A 20,901-nucleotide genomic window follows, 5' to 3' on the forward strand; every position below is an offset into this window, starting at 1 on the left:
GGCGCTGAGGGGCGGGGTTTGTCCGGGCCTGTCCGGCATCTGATCACCGCTGAGTGACGCTGCAACTTCTCTCCGTCCGGGTGGTTTGATCATGACTCCTTGACCGAACGGCCCCTCGCGACCTAGCCTCGCCATACAGGCTCACTTTGCCCGACCAGCGCAGGCTAAGCGCACAACATAGATCTCGTAACAGAACAGCATCACTTTGGCCAGCTACACCGGCCCTTGACGGGCGCTCCGGAGACCCCGGAGCCTCCGACAACTGCAACCGGCCCGCCAGCGGTGCCCCACAGGGGACACCGCCGACGGAAAGCTGCCCACAGCCAGCCGCTCCGGTCGGGCGTCCAGAGCCGCAGGCGCGTGTCCTTCGCGCGTGTCCTGCGGCGCCGACGTTCAGGGGGAGGCGGCCATGGCAGGGCGGCACAGGTTCACCGGCGGTCTGCCACACGGCCCCGATCCCTCCCCGGAGGGTGACAACCCGGCCACCGGGCCCCGACGCGCCGGCAACGCCGGCCGAGCGACCGGGGCGGGGCGGAACGGGGACCCCGGCCGGACCACCGGAGCAGGGCATGACACCGGAGCCCGGCGGGCGAGCGCGTCCGCGTACCGGTGCGGAGCGGCTCGATGAGCGCCTTCGACGTCGTCCTCCTTCTGGTCGTGCTGCTGCTGGTCGTGGTGGTGGTCGGCGCCGTGCTGTTCGGCGTGCGGACCCTCAAGCGGCTCAGCCTGGCGCCCGCACCGGAGGACCCGGCCTTCATCGCGGAGAAGGACCGGCAGGAGCAGTCCCTCGCGGCGTTGCGGACGGCCGCCGACGAGGTGAACAGCACCATCGACGTGGCGAAGTCCGCGGCCGCGGCGGCGCGGGCCGAGGCGGCCGCCGCCAAGGCGGAGGCGAAGGCGGCCCGGGCCGAGGCGCGGCGGGTGCTCGACGACGCCCGCGCCGAGGCGGACACGGTGCTGGAGCGCGCGCACAAGCAGGCCGAGGCGGACGCCGAGCAGTTGCGTGCCACCGCGCGGCGCAGCGGCGAGCGGGAGGTGGCGGTGCTGGCCGCCACCACCCGGGAGCAGGCCGCCGAGGTGGAGCGCCGGGCCGCCCGGATGGACGAGCGGGAGCGGCTGCACACCGAGGAGGTGGAGCGGCTGGCCGAGCGGGAGCGGCAGCTCACCGCCGCCACGGCGGCGCTCGCCGCCCGGGAGGCCGCCCTGGCCGAGCGCGAGCGGGCGCTGACCGAGGTGGAGGAGCAGCGCCGCCGGGAGCTGGAGCGGGTGGCGGGCCTGACCGCCGACGCGGCCCGCGCCGAGCTGGTCGACTCGATCGAGGGGCAGGCGAAGCGGGAGGCCGCGCTGCTGGTCCGGGAGATCGAGGCGGACGCCCGGGGCAGCGCCGAGCAGCGCGCCCGCAACATCGTGGTGGACGCCATCCAGCGGGTGGCAAGCGAGCAGACCGCGGAGAGTGTGGTCAGCGTGCTGCACCTGCCCGGCGACGAGATGAAGGGGCGCATCATCGGCCGGGAGGGGCGCAACATCCGCGCCTTCGAGTCGGTCACCGGCGTCAACCTGATCATCGACGACACCCCCGAGGCGGTGCTGCTGTCGTGCTTCGACCCGGTACGCCGGGAGGTCGGCCGGGTCACGCTGGAGAAGCTGGTGCTCGACGGCCGGATCCACCCGCACCGGATCGAGGAGGTCTACGACCTGGCCCGGCAGGAGGTGGAGGAGCTGTGCCTCCGGGCCGCCGAGGACGCGCTGGTCGAGGTCGGCATCACCGAGATCCACCCGGAGCTGGTCACGCTGCTGGGCCGGTTGCGCTACCGGACGTCGTACGGGCAGAACGTGCTCAAGCACCTGGTGGAGACCGCGCACATCGCCGGGGTGATGGCCGCCGAGCTGCGGCTGGACGTGCCGACGATCAAGCGGTGCGCGTTCCTGCACGACATCGGCAAGGCGCTCACCCACGAGGTGGAGGGCAGTCACGCGATCATCGGCGCGGACGTGGCCCGCAAGTACGGCGAGAGCGAGGACGTGGTGCACGCCATCGAGGCGCACCACAACGAGGTGCCGCCGCAGACCATCGAGGCGGTGCTGACCCAGGCGTCGGACGCCTGCTCGGGCGGGCGGCCGGGGGCGCGGCGGGAGAGCCTTGAGGCGTACGTCAAGCGGCTGGAGCGGATCGAGGAGATCGCGGCCGGCAAGCTGGGCGTGGAGAAGGTCTTCGCCATGCAGGCGGGCCGGGAGATCCGGGTGATGGTCAAGCCGGACGACGTGGACGACATCGGCGCGGCGGTGCTGGCCCGGGACGTGGCCAAGCAGATCGAGGAGGAGCTGACCTATCCGGGTCAGATCCGGGTGACGGTGGTGCGCGAGTCCCGGGTCACCGAGATCGCCCGCTAGACCGGCAAGACCGAGAACGGGCGGGTGGGGGAGAACCCCACCCGCCCGTTCCGTGTCCGTCGGACGACGTCAGCTCATAGCGGCGTGGCGCCGGTGCCACCGTCGGTCTGCGTGGCCGCCACCGGCTTGGCCGCGGTGCGCGGCAGCCGGGTCAGCCGCTTCTGCAGCCACCAGGCCAGCACCGACAGCAGGCCGCAGATGGCGATGTAGATGGCCGCGACGATCAGGTACGTCGGCACGTACGGCAGGCCGAACGCTAGCCGGCCGCCGATCTGCTTGCCCACGAACAGCAGCTCCGGGTACGTGATGATGAAGCCGAGCGCGGTGTCCTTGAGCAGCACGACGAGCTGGCTCACGATCGCCGGGAGCATCGACCGGAACGCCTGCGGCAGCAGGATCAGCCGTAGCACCTGGTTCTTGCGCATGCCGATCGCGTACGCGCCCTCGGACTGCCCGTACGGCACGGCGTTGATGCCGGCGCGGAAGATCTCCGCCAGCACCGAGCCGTTGTAGAGCGTCAACCCGATGACCAGCGCCCAGAACTTGTCGATCGGCCAGCCGTACTGCAGCGGCACGTAGTAGCCGAAGAAGATCAGGATCAGCAGCGGGATGGCCCGGAACAGCTCCACCACGAACGTGGCGGGCGCCCGGAAGAACACCTTGTCGCTGAGCCGGGCGCTGGCGAAGAACGCGCCGAACAGCAGTGCCAGCACGGTGGCGACGGCGGCGACCTTCAGCGTCGCCCAGAGGCCGTTCAGCAGCTCCCGCTGCACGGCCGCGTACTGGAACTGTTCCCACTTGCGGGCCTCGAACTGGCCGGTCTGGTCGAACTTGTAGACCACGAACGCGATCAGCGCGACGATCGCCGCGATCGAGACGATGCCGAGGATCCGGTTGCGCCTGCGGGCCTTCGGGCCGGGGATGTCGTAGAGGACGCTGCTGCTGCTCACCGGGCCACCGCCCACTTGCGCTCGAGGATCCGCTGGAGCACCACCAGCGGGATGATCAGGATCAGGAAGCCGATCACGATCCAGGTGAGCACGATGAACTGCGGCTCACCCCGTTCCGACATGTACGCCGGGATGGCGCCGGCCTCCAGCACGGAGAAGCCGGCGGCGATCGTGGTGTTCTTCAGCATGGCGATGAGCACGCTCATCATGGGCGGGACCATGGCCCGCAGCGCCTGCGGCAGCACGATCAGCGTCAGCACCTGGGCGAATGTCATGCCCAGCGCGCGGGCCGCTTCGGCCTGCCCGGTGGCTACCGTGTTCACGCCGGAGCGGACCACCTCGCAGATGAACGCCGAGGTGTACGCGATCAGCGCGATGCAGGCGCTGTTGAAGTAGTCGATGTTGACGTCCAGCTTCGGCACCGCGAAGACGAGGAACGCGAACACCAGCGTCAGGGGAGTGTTGCGCACCAGGTTGACGTAGGTGGCGCCGAACGCCCGCAGCGCGGGGACGGGGGACACCCGCATCGCGCCGAGCAGCATGCCGAGGACGAGACTGCCGACGCCGGCGATCAGGAACAACTTGACGGTGTTGTAGAACCCCTCGCGGAACAGGCTCGCGTTGTCCGTCAGGACGCGGAAGAACTCGCCCATACCTCGCTCTCACTCTCTCCAGACGGGACCGGGCGGGGAGGAGGACCTCCCCGCCCGGTCCGACGTCGGTGCGGACCGTCAGTACCGCTCGAGCTGCGGCGCAGTGGCCGGCGAGCCGGACTTGCCGAGCGTGCCGTCGTAGATCTTCTTCCAGGTGCCGTCGGTGAACGCCGCCTCGATCTGGTCGTTCACGTAGTCACGCAGCGCCTTGTCGTCCTTGGGCAGGCCGATGCCGTACTTCTCGGTGCTGAACGGCTGGCCGACGACCTTGAGCTCGTCCGGGTTCTGCGCGGCGTAGCCCTTGAGGATGGCGTCGTCGGTGGTCACCGCGTCGACCTTCTTGTCGAGCAGCTGCGAGACGCACTCGGAGTAGGTCTTGAACTCGACGATGTTCTCGCCCTCGGTCAGGCCCTCGTCGCGGATCTTCTGGATCGGCGTGGAGCCGGTGGCCGAGCAGACCTTCTTGCCCTTGAGCGTGTCCTTGCCGGTGATCGACGACTCGTCCTTGCGGACCAGCAGGTCCTGGCCGGCGACGAAGTACGGGCCGGCGAAGGAGACGTCGTTCTTGCGCTTGTCGGTGATCGAGTAGGTGCCGACGTAGTAGTCGATCTCGCCACCCTTGATCGCGGTCTCCCGGTTGGCGGAGGCGATCTCCTTGTACTCGATCTTCGCCGGGTCGACGCCGAGGGTGCTGGCGACGTACTGGGCGATCTCGATGTCGAAGCCGCAGCGCTTGCCCTGGGCGTCCTTGTAGCCGAGGTTCGGCTGGTCGAACTTGACGCCGATGACGACCTTGCCGGCCGACTTGATCTTCTCGAAGGCCGGGCTGCCGGCGACGTTGGCGTCCGTCTTGGGGGTGAAGGTCACGCCCGAGCTGCTGCAGCTGTCGCCCTGGGCTCCACCGCTGGCGTTGCCGCCGCCGCTGGGAGCGGGGTCCCCCTCCTTGCCACAGGCGGCCGCGGACAGGGCGAGCGAGGCCATCATGGCGACCGCCGCCACGCGCTTGTAACGCATAATCATCTCCTTCTTCGACGGAGTCGACGGGACGACTCCACTACGGACGCTCAGTGGGTGAGGATCTTGGAGAGGAAGTCCTTGGCCCGCTCGCTGCGCGGGTTCGCGAAGAACTCGGCCGGTGGCGCGTCCTCGACCAGCTTGCCGTCGGCCATGAAGATGACCCGGTTGGCCGCGTGCCGGGCGAAGCCCATCTCGTGGGTCACCACGACCATGGTCATGCCGTCGCGGGCCAGCGACGTCATCACGTCCAGCACCTCGCCGACCATCTCCGGGTCCAGCGCGCTCGTCGGCTCGTCGAACAGCATCGCCTTGGGCTGCATGGCCAGCGCGCGGGCGATCGCCGCCCGCTGCTGCTGACCGCCGGAGAGCTGCGCCGGGTACTTGTCCGCCTGGTTGGCGATACCGACGCGGTCCAGCAGGGCCAGGCCGCGCTCACGGGCGGCGGCCGGCTTCTCCTTGCGGACCTTGACCGGCCCCAGCGCGACGTTCTCCAGGATGGTCTTGTGCGCGAAGAGGTTGAACGACTGGAACACCATGCCGACCTCGCTGCGCAGCTTGGCCAGGGGCTTGCCCTCGGCCGGAAGCGGCTGCCCGTCGAAGGTGATGGTGCCGGAGTCGATCGGCTCCAGCCGGTTGATCGTGCGGCAGAGCGTCGACTTGCCGGAGCCGGACGGGCCGATCACCACGACCACCTCGCCCCGGTCGACGGAGAGGGACACGTCGTCGAGCACGTGCAGCGGCCCGAACCACTTGTTGACCCCGTCGAGCACGATCAGCGGGTCGCCCGTCGTCACGTCGTCCACCGTCCCTGTCGTCCATGGCGGAATTCGGGGGTCGGTCGACCCCCGGTTGGGCAACTGTAGGCGGGGTGATGTGGCAGAACGCAACTCAGATGGTCACGGAGCGGTAACACCGGTCACGGGCGTACCGGCCCGTCCGAATTTCGTCACCCGAGGGTGGGCCGAGTGGCGCCGTCGCCGCAGGCCCGAGATCATGAGGGGATGACCGACGCGATCCGGCTGACCGACTACGCCCGCGGTGGCGGTTGCGCCTGCAAGATCCCACCCGGCGAGCTGGAGGCGATGGTCGCCGGTCTCGGCGCCACCGGCGGCTCGGCCGACCTGCTGGTCGGCCTGGAGAACGGCGACGACGCGGCGGTGGTCCGGCTGGACGAGCGTACGGGCCTGGTGAGCACCGCCGACTTCTTCACCCCGGTGGTCGACGACGCCTACGACTGGGGGCGCATCGCCGCCGCCAACGCGCTCTCCGACGTGTACGCGATGGGCGGCACCCCGCTCGTCGCGCTGAACCTGCTCTGCTGGCCGCGCGGGGTGCTGCCGCCGGAGATGGCCCGCGAGGTGCTGCGCGGCGGTCTGGACGTGGCCCGGGAGGCGGACTGCCACCTGGCCGGCGGGCACAGCGTGGACGACGACGGCCCGAAGTACGGCCTGGCGGTCACCGGCGTGGTCCGGCCGGAGGAGCTGATCACGCTCGACGCCGGGCGGGCCGGGCTGCCGCTGTCGCTGACCAAGCCGCTCGGGGTGGGCGTGCTCAACACCCGGCACAAGCAGACCGGGCAGCGCTTCCCCGAGGCGGTCGAGTCGATGGCCCGGCTCAACCGGGACGCGGCCCGCGCGGCGGTGGCCGCGGGCATCCGCTGCGGCACCGACGTGACCGGCTTCGGCCTGCTCGGGCACGCCTCGAAGCTGGCCCGCGCGAGCCGCCTGACGGTGGCGATCGACGCGGCGGCGGTGCCGTACCTGCCGGGTGCGCGGGAGGCGTTGCGCGACGGGTACGTCAGCGGTGGCACCCGGCGCAACCTGGAGTGGGTCATGCCGTGGACCGACTTCGGCGGTGCGGACGAGGGGGAGCGGCTGCTCCTCGCCGACGCGCAGACCTCCGGTGGCCTGCTGGTCGCCGGTGAGGTGCCGGGCGGCACGGTGATCGGTGAGCTGCTGCCTGCTTCGGAGCATCTGATCCGGGTGCGCTGAGCCTCGATCGTCGCGGCGCGGCCGGCCGTCGCCGCGGCACCGTACCCGATAAACTGTCATCTTCCAGCTACTCTGGGCAACGTCGCCCGAGGGAATTTTGCCCGGAATGGTCACAGACCGGTAACTTGCGCCCGGCTGAGGTCAAATGCACCCCACCATCGTCATTAAGGCCCGATCCGGAGGCCGGTGGAACGAGCGCAGCGAGGAGGCGGCATGACCGAGCTGTGGAACTGGAGAATCGACGGCGGCGAGCCGGTGGAGGTCTACCCGGCACTGGCCGAGGCGCTCGGCCGGGTGGTGATGCCCATGGCCGTCGCCGACCCGATGCGGCTCCCCGCGTACGCGGTGGTCTGCGACGTGTGGGAGGCACCCGGGCTGTACGGCACGGTGGTCGACTGTTACGGCGTGCCCGAGAGCCTGACCGAGCTGCCCGCGATCGCGGCGCTGGCCCGGCTGCTGGGCCGCAACTGCCTGACGCGTGACGACACGCTCGACGCCGGCCGGCACCTGCTGGTCGCGCCGGACGGCACGATCCGGCCGGTGCACTTCGACGTGGCCGACACCGACGACGGTGAGGTGCTCAGCCACCACCGGCTCTGCACTGTCGCCGACGCGCGCTGCCGGGGCTGGTCGCAGTGCCACCGCTCCCGGTGGGCCCCCGACACGGTCGCCCCGGCGCTCGCCGCCGCCTGAGCGCGGACGCCGGCGGGCACCCCTGAGCGGTGCTCGCCGCCGTGTCCCCGCCGGCGGCGAGCGGTGGCGGCCCCGGGCTCAGCCCCGGGTCGCCGGCTGCTGCCCCCGCACCACGAGCTGGTCGAGCAGCGTCGCGGTGGCGGCGGCCACGGCGTCCACCGCGGCGTCGAACGCGGCGGCGTTGTGGGCGGCGGGGGTACGGAATCCGGAGATCTTCCGGACGTACTGCAACGCGGCGGCGCGGATGTCCTCCTCGGTCACCACCGGGACGTACGGCTCACGCAGGGTCTTGATGCTCCGGCACACGGCTCCTCCTCGTTCGATCCGATCGGCTCCACCCGGATACGCTGTCCGGGTCATGACTACCGCAGCCGCGGGCAGCCCGCGCACCTACCAGGTGCGTACGTACGGCTGCCAGATGAACGTGCACGACTCCGAGCGCATCTCCGGCCTCCTCGAGGATGCCGGGTACGTGCGCGCCGCGGAGGCCGACGAGCAGCCCGACGTGGTGGTGTTCAACACCTGCGCGGTCCGGGAGAACGCCGACAACCGCCTCTACGGCAACCTGGGTCATCTGCGCCCCGTGAAGGCGAAGCACCCCGGGATGCAGATCGCGGTCGGCGGCTGCCTGGCCCAGAAGGACCGGGGCGACATCGTCCGCAAGGCGCCCTGGGTGGACGTCGTCTTCGGCACGCACAACATCGGCTCGCTGCCGGCGCTGCTGGACCGGGCGCGGCACAACACCGCGGCCGAGGTCGAGATCCTGGAGTCGCTGGAGGTCTTCCCCTCCACGCTGCCGACCCGGCGCGAGTCGACGTACGCCGGGTGGGTCTCGATCTCCGTCGGCTGCAACAACACGTGCACGTTCTGCATCGTGCCCTCCCTGCGCGGCAAGGAGAAGGACCGCCGCCCCGGCGACATCCTCTCCGAGGTGCGCGCGCTGGTCGACTCCGGCGTGCTGGAGGTGACGCTGCTCGGGCAGAACGTCAACTCCTACGGCGTCGAGTTCGGCGACCGGTACGCCTTCGGCAAGCTGCTGCGCGCCTGCGGCGACATCGACGGGCTGGAGCGGGTGCGGTTCACCAGCCCGCACCCGAAGGACTTCACCGACGACGTGATCGCCGCGATGGCCGAGACGCCCAACGTCTGCCACTCGCTGCACATGCCGTTGCAGTCCGGCTCGGACGACGTGCTGCGGGCGATGCGCCGCTCGTACCGGTCGGAGCGTTACCTGGGGATCATCGAGAAGGTCCGGGCGGCGATGCCGGACGCGGCGATCACCACCGACATCATCGTCGGCTTCCCGGGCGAGACCGAGGCCGACTTCGCCCGCACGCTCGACGTGGTGCGGGAGGCGCGGTTCTCGTCGGCGTTCACGTTCCAGTACTCCAAGCGCCCCGGCACCCCGGCCGCGACCATGGACGGCCAGCTGCCCAAGCAGGTCGTGCAGGAGCGCTACGAGCGGCTGATCGCCTGCGTCGAGGAGATCACCTGGGCGGAGAACAAGAAGCTGGTCGGCGAGACCGTCGAGGTGCTCGTGGCGGTCGGCGAGGGCCGCAAGGACGAGCGCACCGGCCGGATGTCCGGCCGGGCCCGCGACGGCCGGCTGGTGCACTTCGCCACCGGTGACCTGGCCGGGCGGATCCGTCCCGGCGACATCGTGCACACCACTGTCACGTACGCCGCCCCGCACCACCTCAACGCCGACGGCGCGCCGCTGGCGCACCGGCGTACCCGGGCCGGGGACGCGGCCGAGGCGGGACAGGTTCCGCGTACCCCCGGGGTGCTGCTCGGCCTGCCGACGATCGGCGCCCCGGCCGCCCCACCCGCCCCGGTAGGCGGCTGCGCCGCGCACTGAGCCGAGCGTGACGGCGGGGGCGGGGCCCCCGCCGTCACTGCCTCAGCAGGCGGTGCCGTTGAGCTTCACGCTGCCCGGCGTCGCGGCGGTGCCGTTGGCGGTGAAGCCGACGGTGACCGACGCGCCCGGCGCCAGCGACGACGCCCAGGCCGGCGCGGCCGCCGTCACCGTGGTGCCGGACTGCGTGACAGTGGCGTTCCAGCCGCTGGCGAGCGTCACCCCGGACGGCCAGGTCCAGGTGGCCGACCACGGGTTCACCGCGGCGGTGCCGGTGTTCTTGACGGTCAGCTCGCCCTGGAAGCCGCCCGCCCAGGAGTTGATCTGCTTGTAGGTGGCGGTGCAGCCACCGGTCACCGGAGGCGGCGGGGTGGTCGGCGCCGGCGAGGTGTTCGGCGTGCCGGTGGGGGACGGGCTGGTGGTGCCGCCGCCGCCGGTCGGCGGGATCAGGTACGGCGTGAGGATGTCCTGCTTCGGCTGGTTGATCGTGGTCCAGTCGTCGTTGGCGATGCCGCCGGTGTCACCCGAGTTCGGGTTCCACGACCAGTACGTGAACGACATGCCGTTCACGCCGGTGCCGGTGTACGCCATCAGGTTCTGCAGCCAGATCTTGTCCTTCGGGTCCTGGAGCGTGGTGCCGAACTCGCCCATCATGATCGGCGCGATGTTCTGCTTGTAGAGGTAGCCCCAGTACTTGTCCCAGATGGCCGGCATGTTCGCCGGGTACGACGGGTCGTCGAACCAGGCCTGCCGGTAGACCGACGTGGCGTACTCGTGCGGCGAGTAGACCAGCCGGTTCGCCACGTTCAGCCGGACCGGGAACTGCCCGGCCTTGGACAGGTTGCCGCCCCACCAGCCGCAGTCCTCGTCGTTGCTGGGGTCGTTGTCCCAGACGTTCGACAGGCCGCCGCTCGGGCAGCTCACCCCCTCCACGAAGATCAGCCAGTTGGGCTGCACGCCGAGGATCGCGTTGCCGGCCCGCTCGGCGGCCAGCCGCCAGTCCCGGGCGGTGTCGCCGCAGCCCCAGCAGGCGCCGGTGGCGGCCGGGTTGGTGCCCTCGGCGTGCGGCTCGTTGTGCAGGTCCGCGCCGATCACAGTGGTGTTGCCGGCGTACCGCTGGGCCAGCATCTTCCAGTCGTTGATCCAGGTCGCCTCGGAGACGGTCGAGGTGTACCAGAGCGGCGACTGCCCGGCCGACGTGGGCCGGTGCCGGTCCAGGATGACCCGCATCCCCTTGCTGCCCGCGTAGTCGATGACCTTGTCGAGGATCTGCAACGGCGACAGCCCGATCAGGTCCGGGTTGACGAAGTCGTTGATGCCGGTCGCGGTCGCGCCGGACTTGAGCGCGTCGTTCGAGTACGGGATGCGCAGCGTGTTGTAGCCCAGCCGGGCCATGGTGTCGAGCTGCGAGCGCCACGGGTTGCTCGACCACAGGCCGTGGAACGTCTTGTTGTCGGTCTCCATCCCGAACCAGTTGATGCCGGTCAGCCGGACGGTCGCGCCCGTACTGTCGACGATCTTGTTGCCGCTGGTGTGCAGGTAACCGGTGCCGGTGCCGCCGGCCGCCGCGGCGGCCGGTGCGGTGGAGACGGCGGCGGCGACGAGAACGCCGGCCGCTGCGGTGGCGAGCGCCGTCAGGGCGCCGCCGAGGACGGTGCGTCGGTGCATGGAAGCTCCACTTCGGATGCCCGCGCCGCACGGGCGCCGCGGGCGGCAGGACCAGGAGGCACGTCCCGCTCGTCATCGAGTACGCGCGCAGCGCGCGCCGGGCCGTGTCGTGTGGACGGCCACCCGCGAGATGTCACACCGGCGATCGTCGACGGCGCAGATCAGCCGTCGGTGCCCTCGTGCCGGTGCCTGAACCTGGCTCCGCCGCTCATTCTGATCAGCCCACCTCGATGCGTCAACCCGGCCCGGACGCAGGTGAGCCCCCGGCCGACCCGGCCGGGGGCTCACCCGATGTGTCTGTCCGCCGGCCTGCCCGGCCGGGGTGCTTCCGTCAGCCGGCCTGCTCGGCGAGCTGGAGGAACTGCCGCTTCGAGGCGAGCGCCTGCTCGGCCTCCTTGATCCGGCGGGCGTCACCGGCGGCCTGGGCCCGGGCCAGCCGGTCCTCGGCCTCGGCGACCTGGGCGCGCATCTGCGCCAGCAGCGGGTTGTCCTCCTTGGAGGTGCGCCGCCACGCCGAGTCCATCACCTCGCGGACCTTGTCGTCCACGGCCCGCAGCCGGCGCTCCAGCCCGGCGGCGGCCTCGCGGGGCACCCGGCCGGCCTCGTGCCACTGCGCCTGGATCTCCCGCAGCTTCGCCTGGGCGCCCTTCGGGTCGCCGTCGACGTCCAGCGCCTCGGCCTCGGCCAGCAGCGCCTGCTTGCGCTCCAGGTTGGCGCGCTGCTCGTTGTCGCGCGCCGAGAAGACCTCGCTGCGGCGGGTGAAGAACTCGTCCTGCGCGGCGCGGAACCGTTCCCAGAGCTTCTGCTCGGCCTCCTTGGCGGCGCGCGGCGCGGCCTTCCACTGGGCCATCAGGTCCTTGAGCTGACCGGCGGTGACGCCCCAGTCGGTGGACTCCTTGAGCTTCTCCGCCTCGGCGACCAACTCCTCCTTGACCGTCTGCGCCTGCTTGCGCTGCTGGTCGAGGGAGGCGAAGTGGGCGCCCCGGCGGCGGGTGAAGCCGTCCCGCGCGGCCGCGAACCGCTTCCACAGCTCACCGTCGGTCTTCTTGTCGACGCCGCGGATGGTCTTCCACTCGTCGAGGATCTCCTTGAGCCGGTCACCGGCGGTCTTCCAGCCGGTCGACTCGGCGGCCAGCTTCTCGGCCTCCTCGACCAGGGCGGTCTTGCGCGCCAGCGCCTCGCCCCGGGCGGCCTCGCGGGCCGCCTTGGCCTCGCCGGCCTTCTCCTCGGCGACGGTGGCCAGCTTGTCCAGGCGGGCGGCCAGGGCGTCGATGTCACCGACCACGTGCGCCTCGGCCAGCGACCCACGGATCCGGCGGATCGTGGTCAGGGAGTGGCCGGCATCAGCCGCGCCCGAGTTGAGCCGCGCCTCGGTCAGGTCGACCTCGGTCACCAGATCGGCGTAGCGCCGGGCGAAATGGGCGAGCCCTTCCTCCGGTGCCCCTGCCTGCCAGGATCCGACCACCCGCTCGCCCTCGGCGGTCTTGACGTAGACGGTGCCGTCCTCGTCGACCCGTCCGAAGGCAGTCCAGTCGCTCATGTGCCCATCCTCGTTCTCCCGGCGTCGAGGGGACAGCCCCCTCGTTCGCCGCCACGGCGCAGCAAACTTTCTCCCGGCATTGTCACAGGTCCGCCCCCGTCCGTGTCGAGCGCCTGTCGCCGACCGTGACCATACGGTGTTGTACGCCCCCGATGACCGGATCGGCGCGGGGACGCACCGGGGGGCCCCGATAGGTTTGGGGGCGTGCCCCTGGTCGCCGCCGCCGTCTGCCCCCACCCGCCGTTGATCGTGCCCGAGCTGGCCGGCGCCGCCGCGCCCGAGCTGGACGACCTGCGCGCCGCCACCGACGCCGCCGTCGCCCGGCTGCTCGCCGCCGAGCCGGAGGCGATCCTGCTCGTCGGCGGCGGGCCGGAGACGGTCCGGTTCAACGCCGCCGACTGGGGCTCGCTGCGGCGCTTCGGGCTCGACCGGCCGGTGCGGCTGTGGAAGACCTCCTGCTCCGGTGGTGAGGTCCTGCCGCTGAGCCTGACGATCGGCGCCTGGCTGCTGAACCGCTCCGGCACCGAGCTGCCCCGGCTGGCCCGCTCCGTGGCGCACGACGCCACACCGGCCGAGTGCGCGGCGTTCGGCGCGAGCCTGATCCTCGACGACGATCCGCGGATCGCGCTGCTCGTGCTCGGCGACGGGTCCGCCTGCCGGGGCGTCAAGGCGCCGGGGTACGACGACCCGCGCGCCGAGGCGTACGACGAGGGGGTCGCCGCGGCGCTGGCGGTCGTGGACGCCGACGCCCTGCGCGGCCTGGACCCGGTGCTGTCCGCCGAGCTGCGGGTCGCCGGGCGGGCGCCGTGGCAGGTGCTGGCCGGCGCGGTCGGCGCGGCGGGCGGCGACTGGCGCGGCGAGCTGAGCTACCACCGCGCCCCCTACGGCGTTGCCTACTTCGTGGCGAACTGGGAGCGGTCGTGACAGTCGTGGCGGTGGTCGGGCCGACCGCGGCCGGGAAGTCGGCGCTGAGCATCGCGCTGGCGCACGCGCTCGACGGCGAGGTGGTCAACGCCGACTCGATGCAGCTCTACCGGGGCATGGACATCGGCACCGCCAAGCTGACGCCGGCCGAGCGTGAGGGCGTGCCGCACCACCTGCTGGACATCTGGCCGGTCACCGAGCCGGCCAGCGTCGCGGAATACCAGACGCTGGCCCGCGCGGCGGTCGACGACATCCTGGCCCGGGGCCGGGTGCCGCTGCTGGTCGGCGGCTCCGGGCTGTACGTGCGGGCGGTGCTGGAACGGTTCGAGTTCCCCGGCACCGACCCGGCGCTGCGGGAGCGGCTGGAGGCGGAACTCGCGGCGGTCGGCCCCCTGCCGCTGCACGCGCGGCTGACCGAGGCCGACCCGGGCGCGGCGGCGAGCATCCTGCCCACCAACGGGCGGCGGATCGTGCGGGCGCTGGAGGTGATCGAGCTGACCGGCGCGCCGTTCACCGCGTCGCTGCCGTCACCCACGCCGTACTACCCGTCCGTGCAGCTCGGCGTCGACCTGGACACCCCGCTCCTGGACGAGCGGATCGCGCTGCGGGTGGACCGGATGTGGGCCGACGGACTGGTCGACGAGGTGCGGGCGCTGGTCGGCGAAGGGCTGCCCGAGGGGCGGACGGCCAGCCGGGCGCTCGGCTACCAGCAGGTGCTGCGGTTCCTGGCCGGCGAGATGACCGAGGCCGAAGCGCACGAGGAGACGATCCGCGCCACCCGCCGGTTCGTGCGGCGGCAGCGTTCCTGGTTCCGGCGTGACCCGCGCATCCACTGGCTGGACTCGGCCTCGCCCGCGTTTCTCGACACTGCCCTGCGGGTGGTCGCCGAGCATCGGCGATGATGGGGGCGTGGAGTTCACCAAGGGTCACGGCACCGGCAACGACTTCGTCATCCTGCCCGACCCGGACGGCGCCCTCGACCTGACACCCGGCCTGGTCGCCGCGCTCTGCGACAGGCGGCGCGGCCTCGGCGGCGACGGCGTGCTGCGCGTCGTACGGGCCGCCAAGCACCCCGAGGGCGTCGCGCTGGCGGGCGAGGCCGAGTGGTTCATGGACTACTGGAACTCCGACGGCTCGTTCGCCGAGATGTGCGGCAACGGGGCCCGCGTGTTCGTCCGCTACCTGCTGGACCGTTCGCTGGCCGCCCCGTCGGGCGGGACGCTGCCGATCGCGACCCGCGCCGGCCTGGTGCGGGCCCGCGTCGAGGGCACGGACGTGGCGGTCGAGATGCGCCGCCCCCGGCTGTACGACACGGCGACCGCCACGCTCGGCGGGCTGACGCTGGCCGGCACCGCCGTGGACGTCGGCAACCCGCACCTGGTCTGCGCGCTGCCCGCCGCGCTGGAACTCACCGGGCTGGACCTCACCCGCGCGCCCGAGGTCGACGCCTCGGCGTTCCCGTCCGGGGTGAACGTCGAGTTCACCACGCCGGGCGAGCCGGTCGACGGCACCGACGGGCACGTGCTGATGCGGGTGTACGAGCGCGGCTCCGCCGAGACGCTCTCCTGCGGGACCGGCGCGTGCGCGGTGGCGGCGGTGGCGTTGCGCGACGCCGGCCTGGACACCGGCACGGTGTCTGTGGACGTGCCCGGCGGTCGGCTGACGGTCACCGTGACGGCCGATTCGTGCTGGCTCTCCGGCCCGGCGGTCCTGGTGGCGACCGGCACCCTGACCCCGTCCGCCCTGACTCCCTGACCGTTCCCGCCTTCGGTGCCTCTGCCGGTTGATCAAGGAGTTTGTGGCGGATTTCCAGGCTCTGGTGACGCGAACTCCTTGGTCAACACCCGGGCTGAGTGGTGTTTCGCGGGCCGGCCGTCCCGTGCTGCTACCCGCATGATCAACACCAGTTCGGGGAAGTGGTGGTGTCGTGGGGCCTCTGATGCCACCACCCCGGCGAAGTGGTGTTGATCAAGGGTGCTGATGCCACCACTTCGGGGAAGTGGAGTCGATCAAGCGGCGGCGATGGGTCCTTCTGCCTGACTTGTCCCGTCAAGGCGAGCCGCTGCTGGAGATCTTGGAAGATTCGGGCCCCTCTGAGGGCCGTTTCCTTCCAAGATCTCGTGTGGACGCGCCGGGGACGCCTGACTATGCGGGTGCGGGTGCGCACGCGCCGCCCCGGTGGGAGGTGTTGCCCCGCGAAGCGCCCCCCGCGAGGCGGTGCCCTGTGAGGCGGTGCCCCCAGCAGGAAGGTGCCCATGAGAGGGCGCTGGCCTGTGCAGAGGCGCCGCGAGGGGCTGGGGCGTGCCTGGGTCAGGGGGTGGCGCTGGCGTTGGCGGCGATCTCGGGAAGGTCGGCCGGGCCCGGGTCGGCCGCCGGGGCCGGCGTGGCGGCCGGGTTCTGGGCGGCGGCCCGCACCGCGGCGGCCACCGCCGGGGCGACCCGGGAGTCGAAGACGCTCGGCACGATCACCGTCGGGTTGATCTTGTCTTCGCCGACCACGTCCGCGATGGCCCGCGCGGCGGCGAGCGCCATCTCCTCGGTGAACTCCTCGGCGTGCGCGTCGAGCATGCCGCGGAACACGCCGGGGAAGGCGAGCACGTTGTTGATCTGGTTCGGCTGGTCCGAGCGGCCGGTGGCGACCACCGCGGCGTACTTGCGCGCCTCCCGCGGGTCCACCTCCGGGTCGGGGTTCGCCAGCGCGAAGACGATCGAGTCCTTCGCCATCTGGGAGACGTCCTCACCGGTGAGCAGGTTCGGCGCGCTCACGCCGATGAACACGTCCGCGCCGCGTACCGCGCCGGCCAGGTCACCGGAGTAGTTCTCCTTGTTGGTGTTCTCGGCCAGCCACTGCCAGGCCGGGTTGAGGTCCGGCAGGCCGCGGTGCAGGGCGCCCTGGCGGTCGTACGCGATGATGTCGCCCACGCCCTGACGCAGCAGCAGCTTCATGATCGCGGTGCCGGCCGCGCCGGCGCCGGAGACCACGACCCGGACGTCCGCGAGCTGCTTGCCCACGACGCGCAGCGCGTTCGTCAGCGCGGCCAGCACGCAGATCGCGGTGCCGTGCTGGTCGTCGTGGAAGACCGGGATGTCCAGCGCCTCGCGCAGCCGGGCCTCGATCTCGAAGCAGCGCGGCGCGGCGATGTCCTCCAGGTTGATCCCGCCGTACGCGGGCGCGATCGCCTTGACGATCGCCACGATCTCGTCGGTGTCCTGGGTGTCCAGCACCACCGGCCAGGCGTCCACCCCGCCGAAGCGCTTGAACAGCGCCGCCTTGCCCTCCATCACCGGCAGCGACGCGGCCGGCCCGAGGTTGCCCAGGCCGAGCACCGCGGTGCCGTCGCTGACCACGGCGACGGTGTTGCGCTTGATGGTGAGCCGGCGCGCGTCGGCCGGGTTCTCCGCGATCGCCATGCAGACCCGGGCCACACCCGGGGTGTACGCGCGGGACAGCTCGTCGCGGGTGCGCAGCGCGACCTTCGGGGTGACCTCGATCTTGCCGCCGAGGTGCAGCAGGAAGGTGCGGTCGGAGACCTTGCGCACGTCCACCCCGTCGAGCGCGGTGAGCGCGTCGACGACCTGGTCGGCGTGGCCGGCGTCGGCGGTGTCGCAGGTGAGGTCGACGATCACGTGCGCGGGGTCGGAGTCGACCACGTCCAGCGCGGTGACGATGGCCCCGGCCTCGCCGGCGGCGGTGGTGAGCCGGCCGATGGAGGTGGCGTCGGCGGGTACCGCGATCCGGATGGTGATGGAGAATCCGGCACTCGGCAGTCGTGTGTTGGCCACGAGAAACTCCTCCGTCGGCGCTGAGCGGCTCGACTGGCATTTCTACTCGCCTGCCCAGGTCGCCCGGCATCCGCCCCCGCTACCAGTGGGTAGCGTCGCGGGCATAACACACGTGCGCCCGGCGTTGTCACATGTCAGGATTGCTGTCACGCGCCGAAAATTCTCGGCGTTGCACATAACGGACAGGAGACGCAGTTTGCGCGAGCAGGAGACCTTCCATCCCTACGAGGACGACGAGCTCGACGCCACCACCGGCGAGTACGAGCTGTCGGAGCGGCAGGCGCTGCGGCGGGTCCCCGGCCTCTCCACCGAACTCACCGACATCACCGAGGTCGAATACCGCCAGCTCCGGCTGGAGCGGGTCGTCCTCGTGGGGGTCTGGACCGAGGGCACTCAGACCGACGCCGACAACAGCCTCACCGAGCTGGCTGCGCTGGCCGAGACGGCCGGCTCGCAGGTGCTCGAAGGGCTGATCCAGCGTCGCCACCGGCCCGACCCGGCCACGTACATCGGCCGGGGCAAGGTCGACGACCTGGGCGCGGTGGTGCTGTCGACCGGCGCCGACACGATCATCTGCGACGGTGAGCTGTCGCCGTCGCAGCTGCGCAACCTGGAGCAGCGCACCAAGGTCAAGGTGGTCGACCGGACCGCCCTGATCCTCGACATCTTCGCCCAGCACGCCAAGAGCAAGGAGGGCAAGGCGCAGGTCGAGCTGGCCCAGCTCGAATACCTGCTGCCGCGCCTGCGCGGCTGGGGCGAGACGCTGTCCCGGCAGACCGGTGGTAGCGGCCGCGGCGGGGGCGCCGGCGGCGGCGTGGGTCTGCGTGGTCCCGGTGAGACCAAGCTGGAGACCGACCGGCGGCGCATCCGCCACCGCATCGCGCGGCTGCGCCGCGAGATCAAGAGCATGGCGACGGTACGCCAGACCAAGCGCGCCCGGCGTACCCGTAACGCGGTGCCCGCGGTGGCCATCGCCGGCTACACCAACGCCGGCAAGTCCAGCCTGCTCAACCGCCTGACCGGTGCGGGCGTGCTGGTGGAGAACGCGCTGTTCGCCACGCTGGACCCGACCACCCGCCGGGCCACCACGTCCGACGGACGGCTCTACACGCTGTCCGACACGGTCGGGTTCGTCCGGCACCTGCCGCACCAGATCGTCGAGGCGTTCCGCTCGACGCTGGAGGAGGTCGCCGACGCCGACCTGGTCGTGCACGTGGTCGACGGCACGCACCCGGATCCGGAGGAGCAGGTCCGGGCGGTGCGCGAGGTGCTCGCCGAGGTGGGCGCCGACCGGCTGCCGGAACTACTGGTGGTGAACAAGACCGACGCCACCGACGAGGAGACGATGCTGCGGCTCAAGCGGCTCTGGCCGGACGCGGTCTTCGTCTCCGCCCACAGCGGGCGCGGGATCGACGACATGCGCGAGGCCGTCGAGCGGCGGCTGCCCCGGCCGGCCGTCGAGGTGCGCGCGGTGCTCCCGTACGACCGGGGCGACCTGGTCGCCCGGGTGCACCGGCAGGGTGAGGTGCTCAGCACCGCGCACCTGCCCGAGGGCACGCTGGTGCACGTGCGGGTCAACGAGGGGCTGGCCGCGGAGCTCGCGCCGTACCGGGCGGGTGACCGGCTGACCAGCGACGAGCGGGTGGGCGCCGGGCGGTGAGCCGTCCGGCGTCACCCGCCGGAAACCCGTGCCGTGCGACACTGAGCGTCATGCGGCACGTTGTCTCCTCGGTCACGCTCGCGCTCGGCCTGGTCGGCGCGGTCGTGGCGCCGGCCGGGCCGGCCCCGGCGGCTCCCGCCGCGGCCCCCGTGCTGGCCGCGGCTCCCAAGAAGAAGTGCACGGTCGAGGACGACCGGCTCCGCGAGCTGTCCGGCCTGGTGGCCACCAGCAGCGGGTACGTCGTGATCAACGACGGCTCGGACGACCCCAGCCGCAAGCGGGTCTTCTATCTGGACACCAAGTGCAAGGTCGACAGGGAGGTCCGTTACTCCGGTGACGGGCCGCTCGACACCGAGGACCTGGCGCTCAGCCCGGACCGCAAGACGCTCTGGATCGCCGACACCGGCGACAACGTGGAGAAGAAGACCCGCCGGGAGCGGGTCGCGGTCTGGACGATGCCGCTGAGCGGCTCGAAGCAGCCGGTGCTGCACCGGCTCAGCTACCCGGGCAAGGAGCCGCACGACGCGGAGGCCCTGCTCGTCGGCGACGACAACATGCCGCTGGTGATCACGAAGGAGCTCTCCGGCAAGTCGGAGATCTACACCCCGACGGTGAAGCTGAAGACGAGCGGCGACACCGAGGCGATCCCGATGAAGAAGGTCGGCGAGGTCACGCTCCCGAAGACCAGCACCGAGAACAAGCTCGGCTCGCCCGGGCGGGCGCTCGTCACCGGCGCGGCCCGCTCGCCCGACGGCAGCAAGGTCGTGCTGCGCACGTACGCCGACGCGTTCGAGTTCGACGTGGCCGGCGGCGACATCGTCAAGGCGCTCACCACCGGCAAGCCCCGGGTCACGCCGCTCGCCGACCCGTTCGGCGAGGCGATCTCCTACACGCCGGACGGCAAGCTGTTCGTCACCGTCTCCGACGGCGGCACGCTCGACGAGTCGGACCCGATCGACATCCTCACCTACACCCCGTCGACCACCGGCGCCGAGGCGCTGCCGAACGGCGGCAAGGCCGACACCAAACCGGCCGCCCAGAAGTCGTGGCTCGAAGGGCTCTCGCTCGACGAGATCACGTACCTGATCGCGGCCGTCGGGGTGCTCGGCGCGCTCCTGGTCGGCGCGGGTGTGTTCGGCATCCTGCGGGCGCGGCGCAAGCCGGCGCCCCGGGCGCCGGCCGACGAGCCCGAGCGCAGCGGCGAGTTCCCGGTGAACAACGGCTTCCCGTCGGGCGAGCGGCCGGCCGCGCCGCGCGGCGGTGTCTACGGCGGCGGCCAGGGCGGCGTGTACGGCGGCGCGGCCAACGGCGACCGCCCGGCGTCCGGCGGTGTCTACGGTGGTGGCCGGCCGGGCGGCGGCGTGTACGGCGGCGGCCCGCAGGACGGTGGCCGTGGTCAGGGCGGTGGCCGTCCTCCGGGCGGAGCCCGTCCGCCGGGTGGCGGCGGCGTCTACGGCGGCGGAGGCCAGGGTGGACCGGGCGGCGGCGCGGGCCAGGGTGGCCCCGGTCGTGGCGGCCCGGGTGGCGGCGGCCAGGGCCGCGGCGGCCCTGGTGGCGGCTACGGCGGTGGCCCGGGCGGGGCCGGACACCGCGGGCAGCCGAACGGCGGCGGGCCGCGGGGGGACGGCGGCCGGGCCGAGCCGCCGCGCCGCGGTCAGGAGCCGCGGGGCGGGCGCCGCGACGACGGCTACGACGGCCGTGGCCAGTACGGCCCGGTGTCCGGCGGTGGCCGGGAGTACCGCGGCGACCGCTACTGAGACGACACGACGAAGGGGT

The 20,901-nt window shown here is 72.1% G+C and carries 17 protein-coding genes; 9 read left to right on the forward strand and 8 right to left on the reverse strand.

Annotated elements, in window-relative coordinates:
• Positions 1–624 precede the first annotated feature (624 nt).
• Positions 625–2,391, forward strand: coding sequence for a ribonuclease Y (rny, locus tag ACN27D_RS23705; protein WP_121685685.1), 1,767 nt, complete (start codon positions 625–627; stop codon positions 2,389–2,391).
• Positions 2,392–2,465: 74 nt separating this feature from the next.
• Here the strand turns inward: rny and ACN27D_RS23710 are convergent, their stop codons facing one another.
• The 4 genes from ACN27D_RS23710 to ACN27D_RS23725 all read right to left on the reverse strand — a co-directional run bounded on the left by ACN27D_RS23710 (position 2,466) and on the right by ACN27D_RS23725 (position 5,814).
• The gene (locus tag ACN27D_RS23710) at positions 2,466–3,341 is read right to left on the reverse strand and encodes an amino acid ABC transporter permease (protein WP_121685690.1); all 876 of its coding nucleotides are present in this window, start codon (positions 3,339–3,341) and stop codon (positions 2,466–2,468) included.
• Positions 3,338–3,994, reverse strand: a complete 657-nt coding sequence (locus ACN27D_RS23715) for an amino acid ABC transporter permease (RefSeq protein WP_013284735.1) — start codon at positions 3,992–3,994, stop codon at positions 3,338–3,340. Before ACN27D_RS23715 ends, ACN27D_RS23710 begins: the two co-directional genes overlap by 4 nt.
• Positions 3,995–4,072: 78 nt before the next feature.
• Complete coding sequence (locus tag ACN27D_RS23720) at positions 4,073–5,008, reverse strand: glutamate ABC transporter substrate-binding protein (RefSeq protein WP_121685686.1); 936 nt, start codon at positions 5,006–5,008, stop codon at positions 4,073–4,075.
• A gap of 50 nt (positions 5,009–5,058) precedes the next feature.
• Positions 5,059–5,814, reverse strand: a complete 756-nt coding sequence (locus ACN27D_RS23725) for an amino acid ABC transporter ATP-binding protein (protein ID WP_120571055.1) — start codon at positions 5,812–5,814, stop codon at positions 5,059–5,061.
• 198 nt (positions 5,815–6,012) lie between these two features.
• Here ACN27D_RS23725 and selD point away from each other — a divergent pair, with 198 nt between their 5' ends.
• Both selD and ACN27D_RS23735 read left to right on the forward strand, forming a co-directional pair.
• Positions 6,013–7,002 carry a selenide, water dikinase SelD gene (gene selD / locus ACN27D_RS23730; RefSeq protein WP_120571054.1) on the forward strand — a complete coding sequence of 330 codons (990 nt, stop codon included), beginning with the start codon at positions 6,013–6,015 and terminating at the stop codon, positions 7,000–7,002.
• A 213-nt stretch (positions 7,003–7,215) separates the two neighbouring features.
• A complete protein-coding gene (locus tag ACN27D_RS23735) occupies positions 7,216–7,695 on the forward strand; it encodes a hypothetical protein (protein ID WP_018785973.1) in 480 nt (159 codons plus the stop codon).
• 78 nt (positions 7,696–7,773) lie between these two features.
• Here ACN27D_RS23735 and ACN27D_RS23740 read toward each other — a convergent pair whose 3' ends face one another.
• The gene (locus ACN27D_RS23740; RefSeq protein WP_396883574.1) at positions 7,774–8,001 is read right to left on the reverse strand and encodes a DUF2277 family protein; all 228 of its coding nucleotides are present in this window, start codon (positions 7,999–8,001) and stop codon (positions 7,774–7,776) included.
• 52 nt (positions 8,002–8,053) lie between these two features.
• Between ACN27D_RS23740 and miaB the strand changes: the two genes are divergently transcribed.
• A complete protein-coding gene (gene miaB, locus ACN27D_RS23745) occupies positions 8,054–9,553 on the forward strand; it encodes a tRNA (N6-isopentenyl adenosine(37)-C2)-methylthiotransferase MiaB (protein ID WP_421500017.1) in 1,500 nt (499 codons plus the stop codon).
• 42 nt (positions 9,554–9,595) lie between these two features.
• Here the strand turns inward: miaB and ACN27D_RS23750 are convergent, their stop codons facing one another.
• On the reverse strand, positions 9,596–11,218 hold the full coding sequence (locus tag ACN27D_RS23750) for a cellulase family glycosylhydrolase (RefSeq protein ID WP_421500018.1): 1,623 nt from the start codon (positions 11,216–11,218) through the stop codon (positions 9,596–9,598).
• A 331-nt stretch (positions 11,219–11,549) separates the two neighbouring features.
• Positions 11,550–12,758, reverse strand: a complete 1,209-nt coding sequence (locus tag ACN27D_RS23755; protein WP_120571050.1) for a DUF349 domain-containing protein — start codon at positions 12,756–12,758, stop codon at positions 11,550–11,552.
• Positions 12,759–12,962: 204 nt separating this feature from the next.
• Here ACN27D_RS23755 and ACN27D_RS23760 point away from each other — a divergent pair, with 204 nt between their 5' ends.
• The 3 genes from ACN27D_RS23760 to dapF are packed head-to-tail and all read left to right on the forward strand — an operon-like array spanning position 12,963 to position 15,437.
• Positions 12,963–13,682 (forward strand): hypothetical protein, encoded by a 720-nt coding sequence (locus tag ACN27D_RS23760; RefSeq protein WP_421500019.1) that lies wholly within the window; start codon positions 12,963–12,965, stop codon positions 13,680–13,682.
• Entirely contained in the window at positions 13,565–14,584 is a 1,020-nt protein-coding gene (gene miaA, locus ACN27D_RS23765; protein ID WP_421500020.1) for a tRNA (adenosine(37)-N6)-dimethylallyltransferase MiaA, read from the forward strand. Before ACN27D_RS23760 ends, miaA begins: the two co-directional genes overlap by 118 nt.
• A gap of 7 nt (positions 14,585–14,591) precedes the next feature.
• Positions 14,592–15,437 carry a diaminopimelate epimerase gene (gene dapF / locus ACN27D_RS23770; protein WP_421500021.1) on the forward strand — a complete coding sequence of 282 codons (846 nt, stop codon included), beginning with the start codon at positions 14,592–14,594 and terminating at the stop codon, positions 15,435–15,437.
• 555 nt (positions 15,438–15,992) lie between these two features.
• Here the strand turns inward: dapF and ACN27D_RS23775 are convergent.
• Positions 15,993–17,465 (reverse strand): NAD-dependent malic enzyme, encoded by a 1,473-nt coding sequence (locus ACN27D_RS23775; protein WP_421500022.1) that lies wholly within the window; start codon positions 17,463–17,465, stop codon positions 15,993–15,995.
• A gap of 196 nt (positions 17,466–17,661) precedes the next feature.
• Between ACN27D_RS23775 and hflX the strand changes: the two genes are divergently transcribed.
• Together hflX and ACN27D_RS23785 are read left to right on the forward strand one after the other, a co-directional pair.
• The gene (gene hflX / locus ACN27D_RS23780) at positions 17,662–19,125 is read left to right on the forward strand and encodes a GTPase HflX (RefSeq protein ID WP_421500023.1); all 1,464 of its coding nucleotides are present in this window, start codon (positions 17,662–17,664) and stop codon (positions 19,123–19,125) included.
• A gap of 50 nt (positions 19,126–19,175) precedes the next feature.
• Complete coding sequence (locus ACN27D_RS23785) at positions 19,176–20,882, forward strand: hypothetical protein (protein WP_421500024.1); 1,707 nt, start codon at positions 19,176–19,178, stop codon at positions 20,880–20,882.
• Positions 20,883–20,901 lie beyond the last annotated feature (19 nt).

Origin of the sequence: Micromonospora sp. WMMD1274 (genome assembly GCF_049179035.1) — a bacterium.
Classification (GTDB): domain Bacteria; phylum Actinomycetota; class Actinomycetes; order Mycobacteriales; family Micromonosporaceae; genus Micromonospora; species Micromonospora tulbaghiae.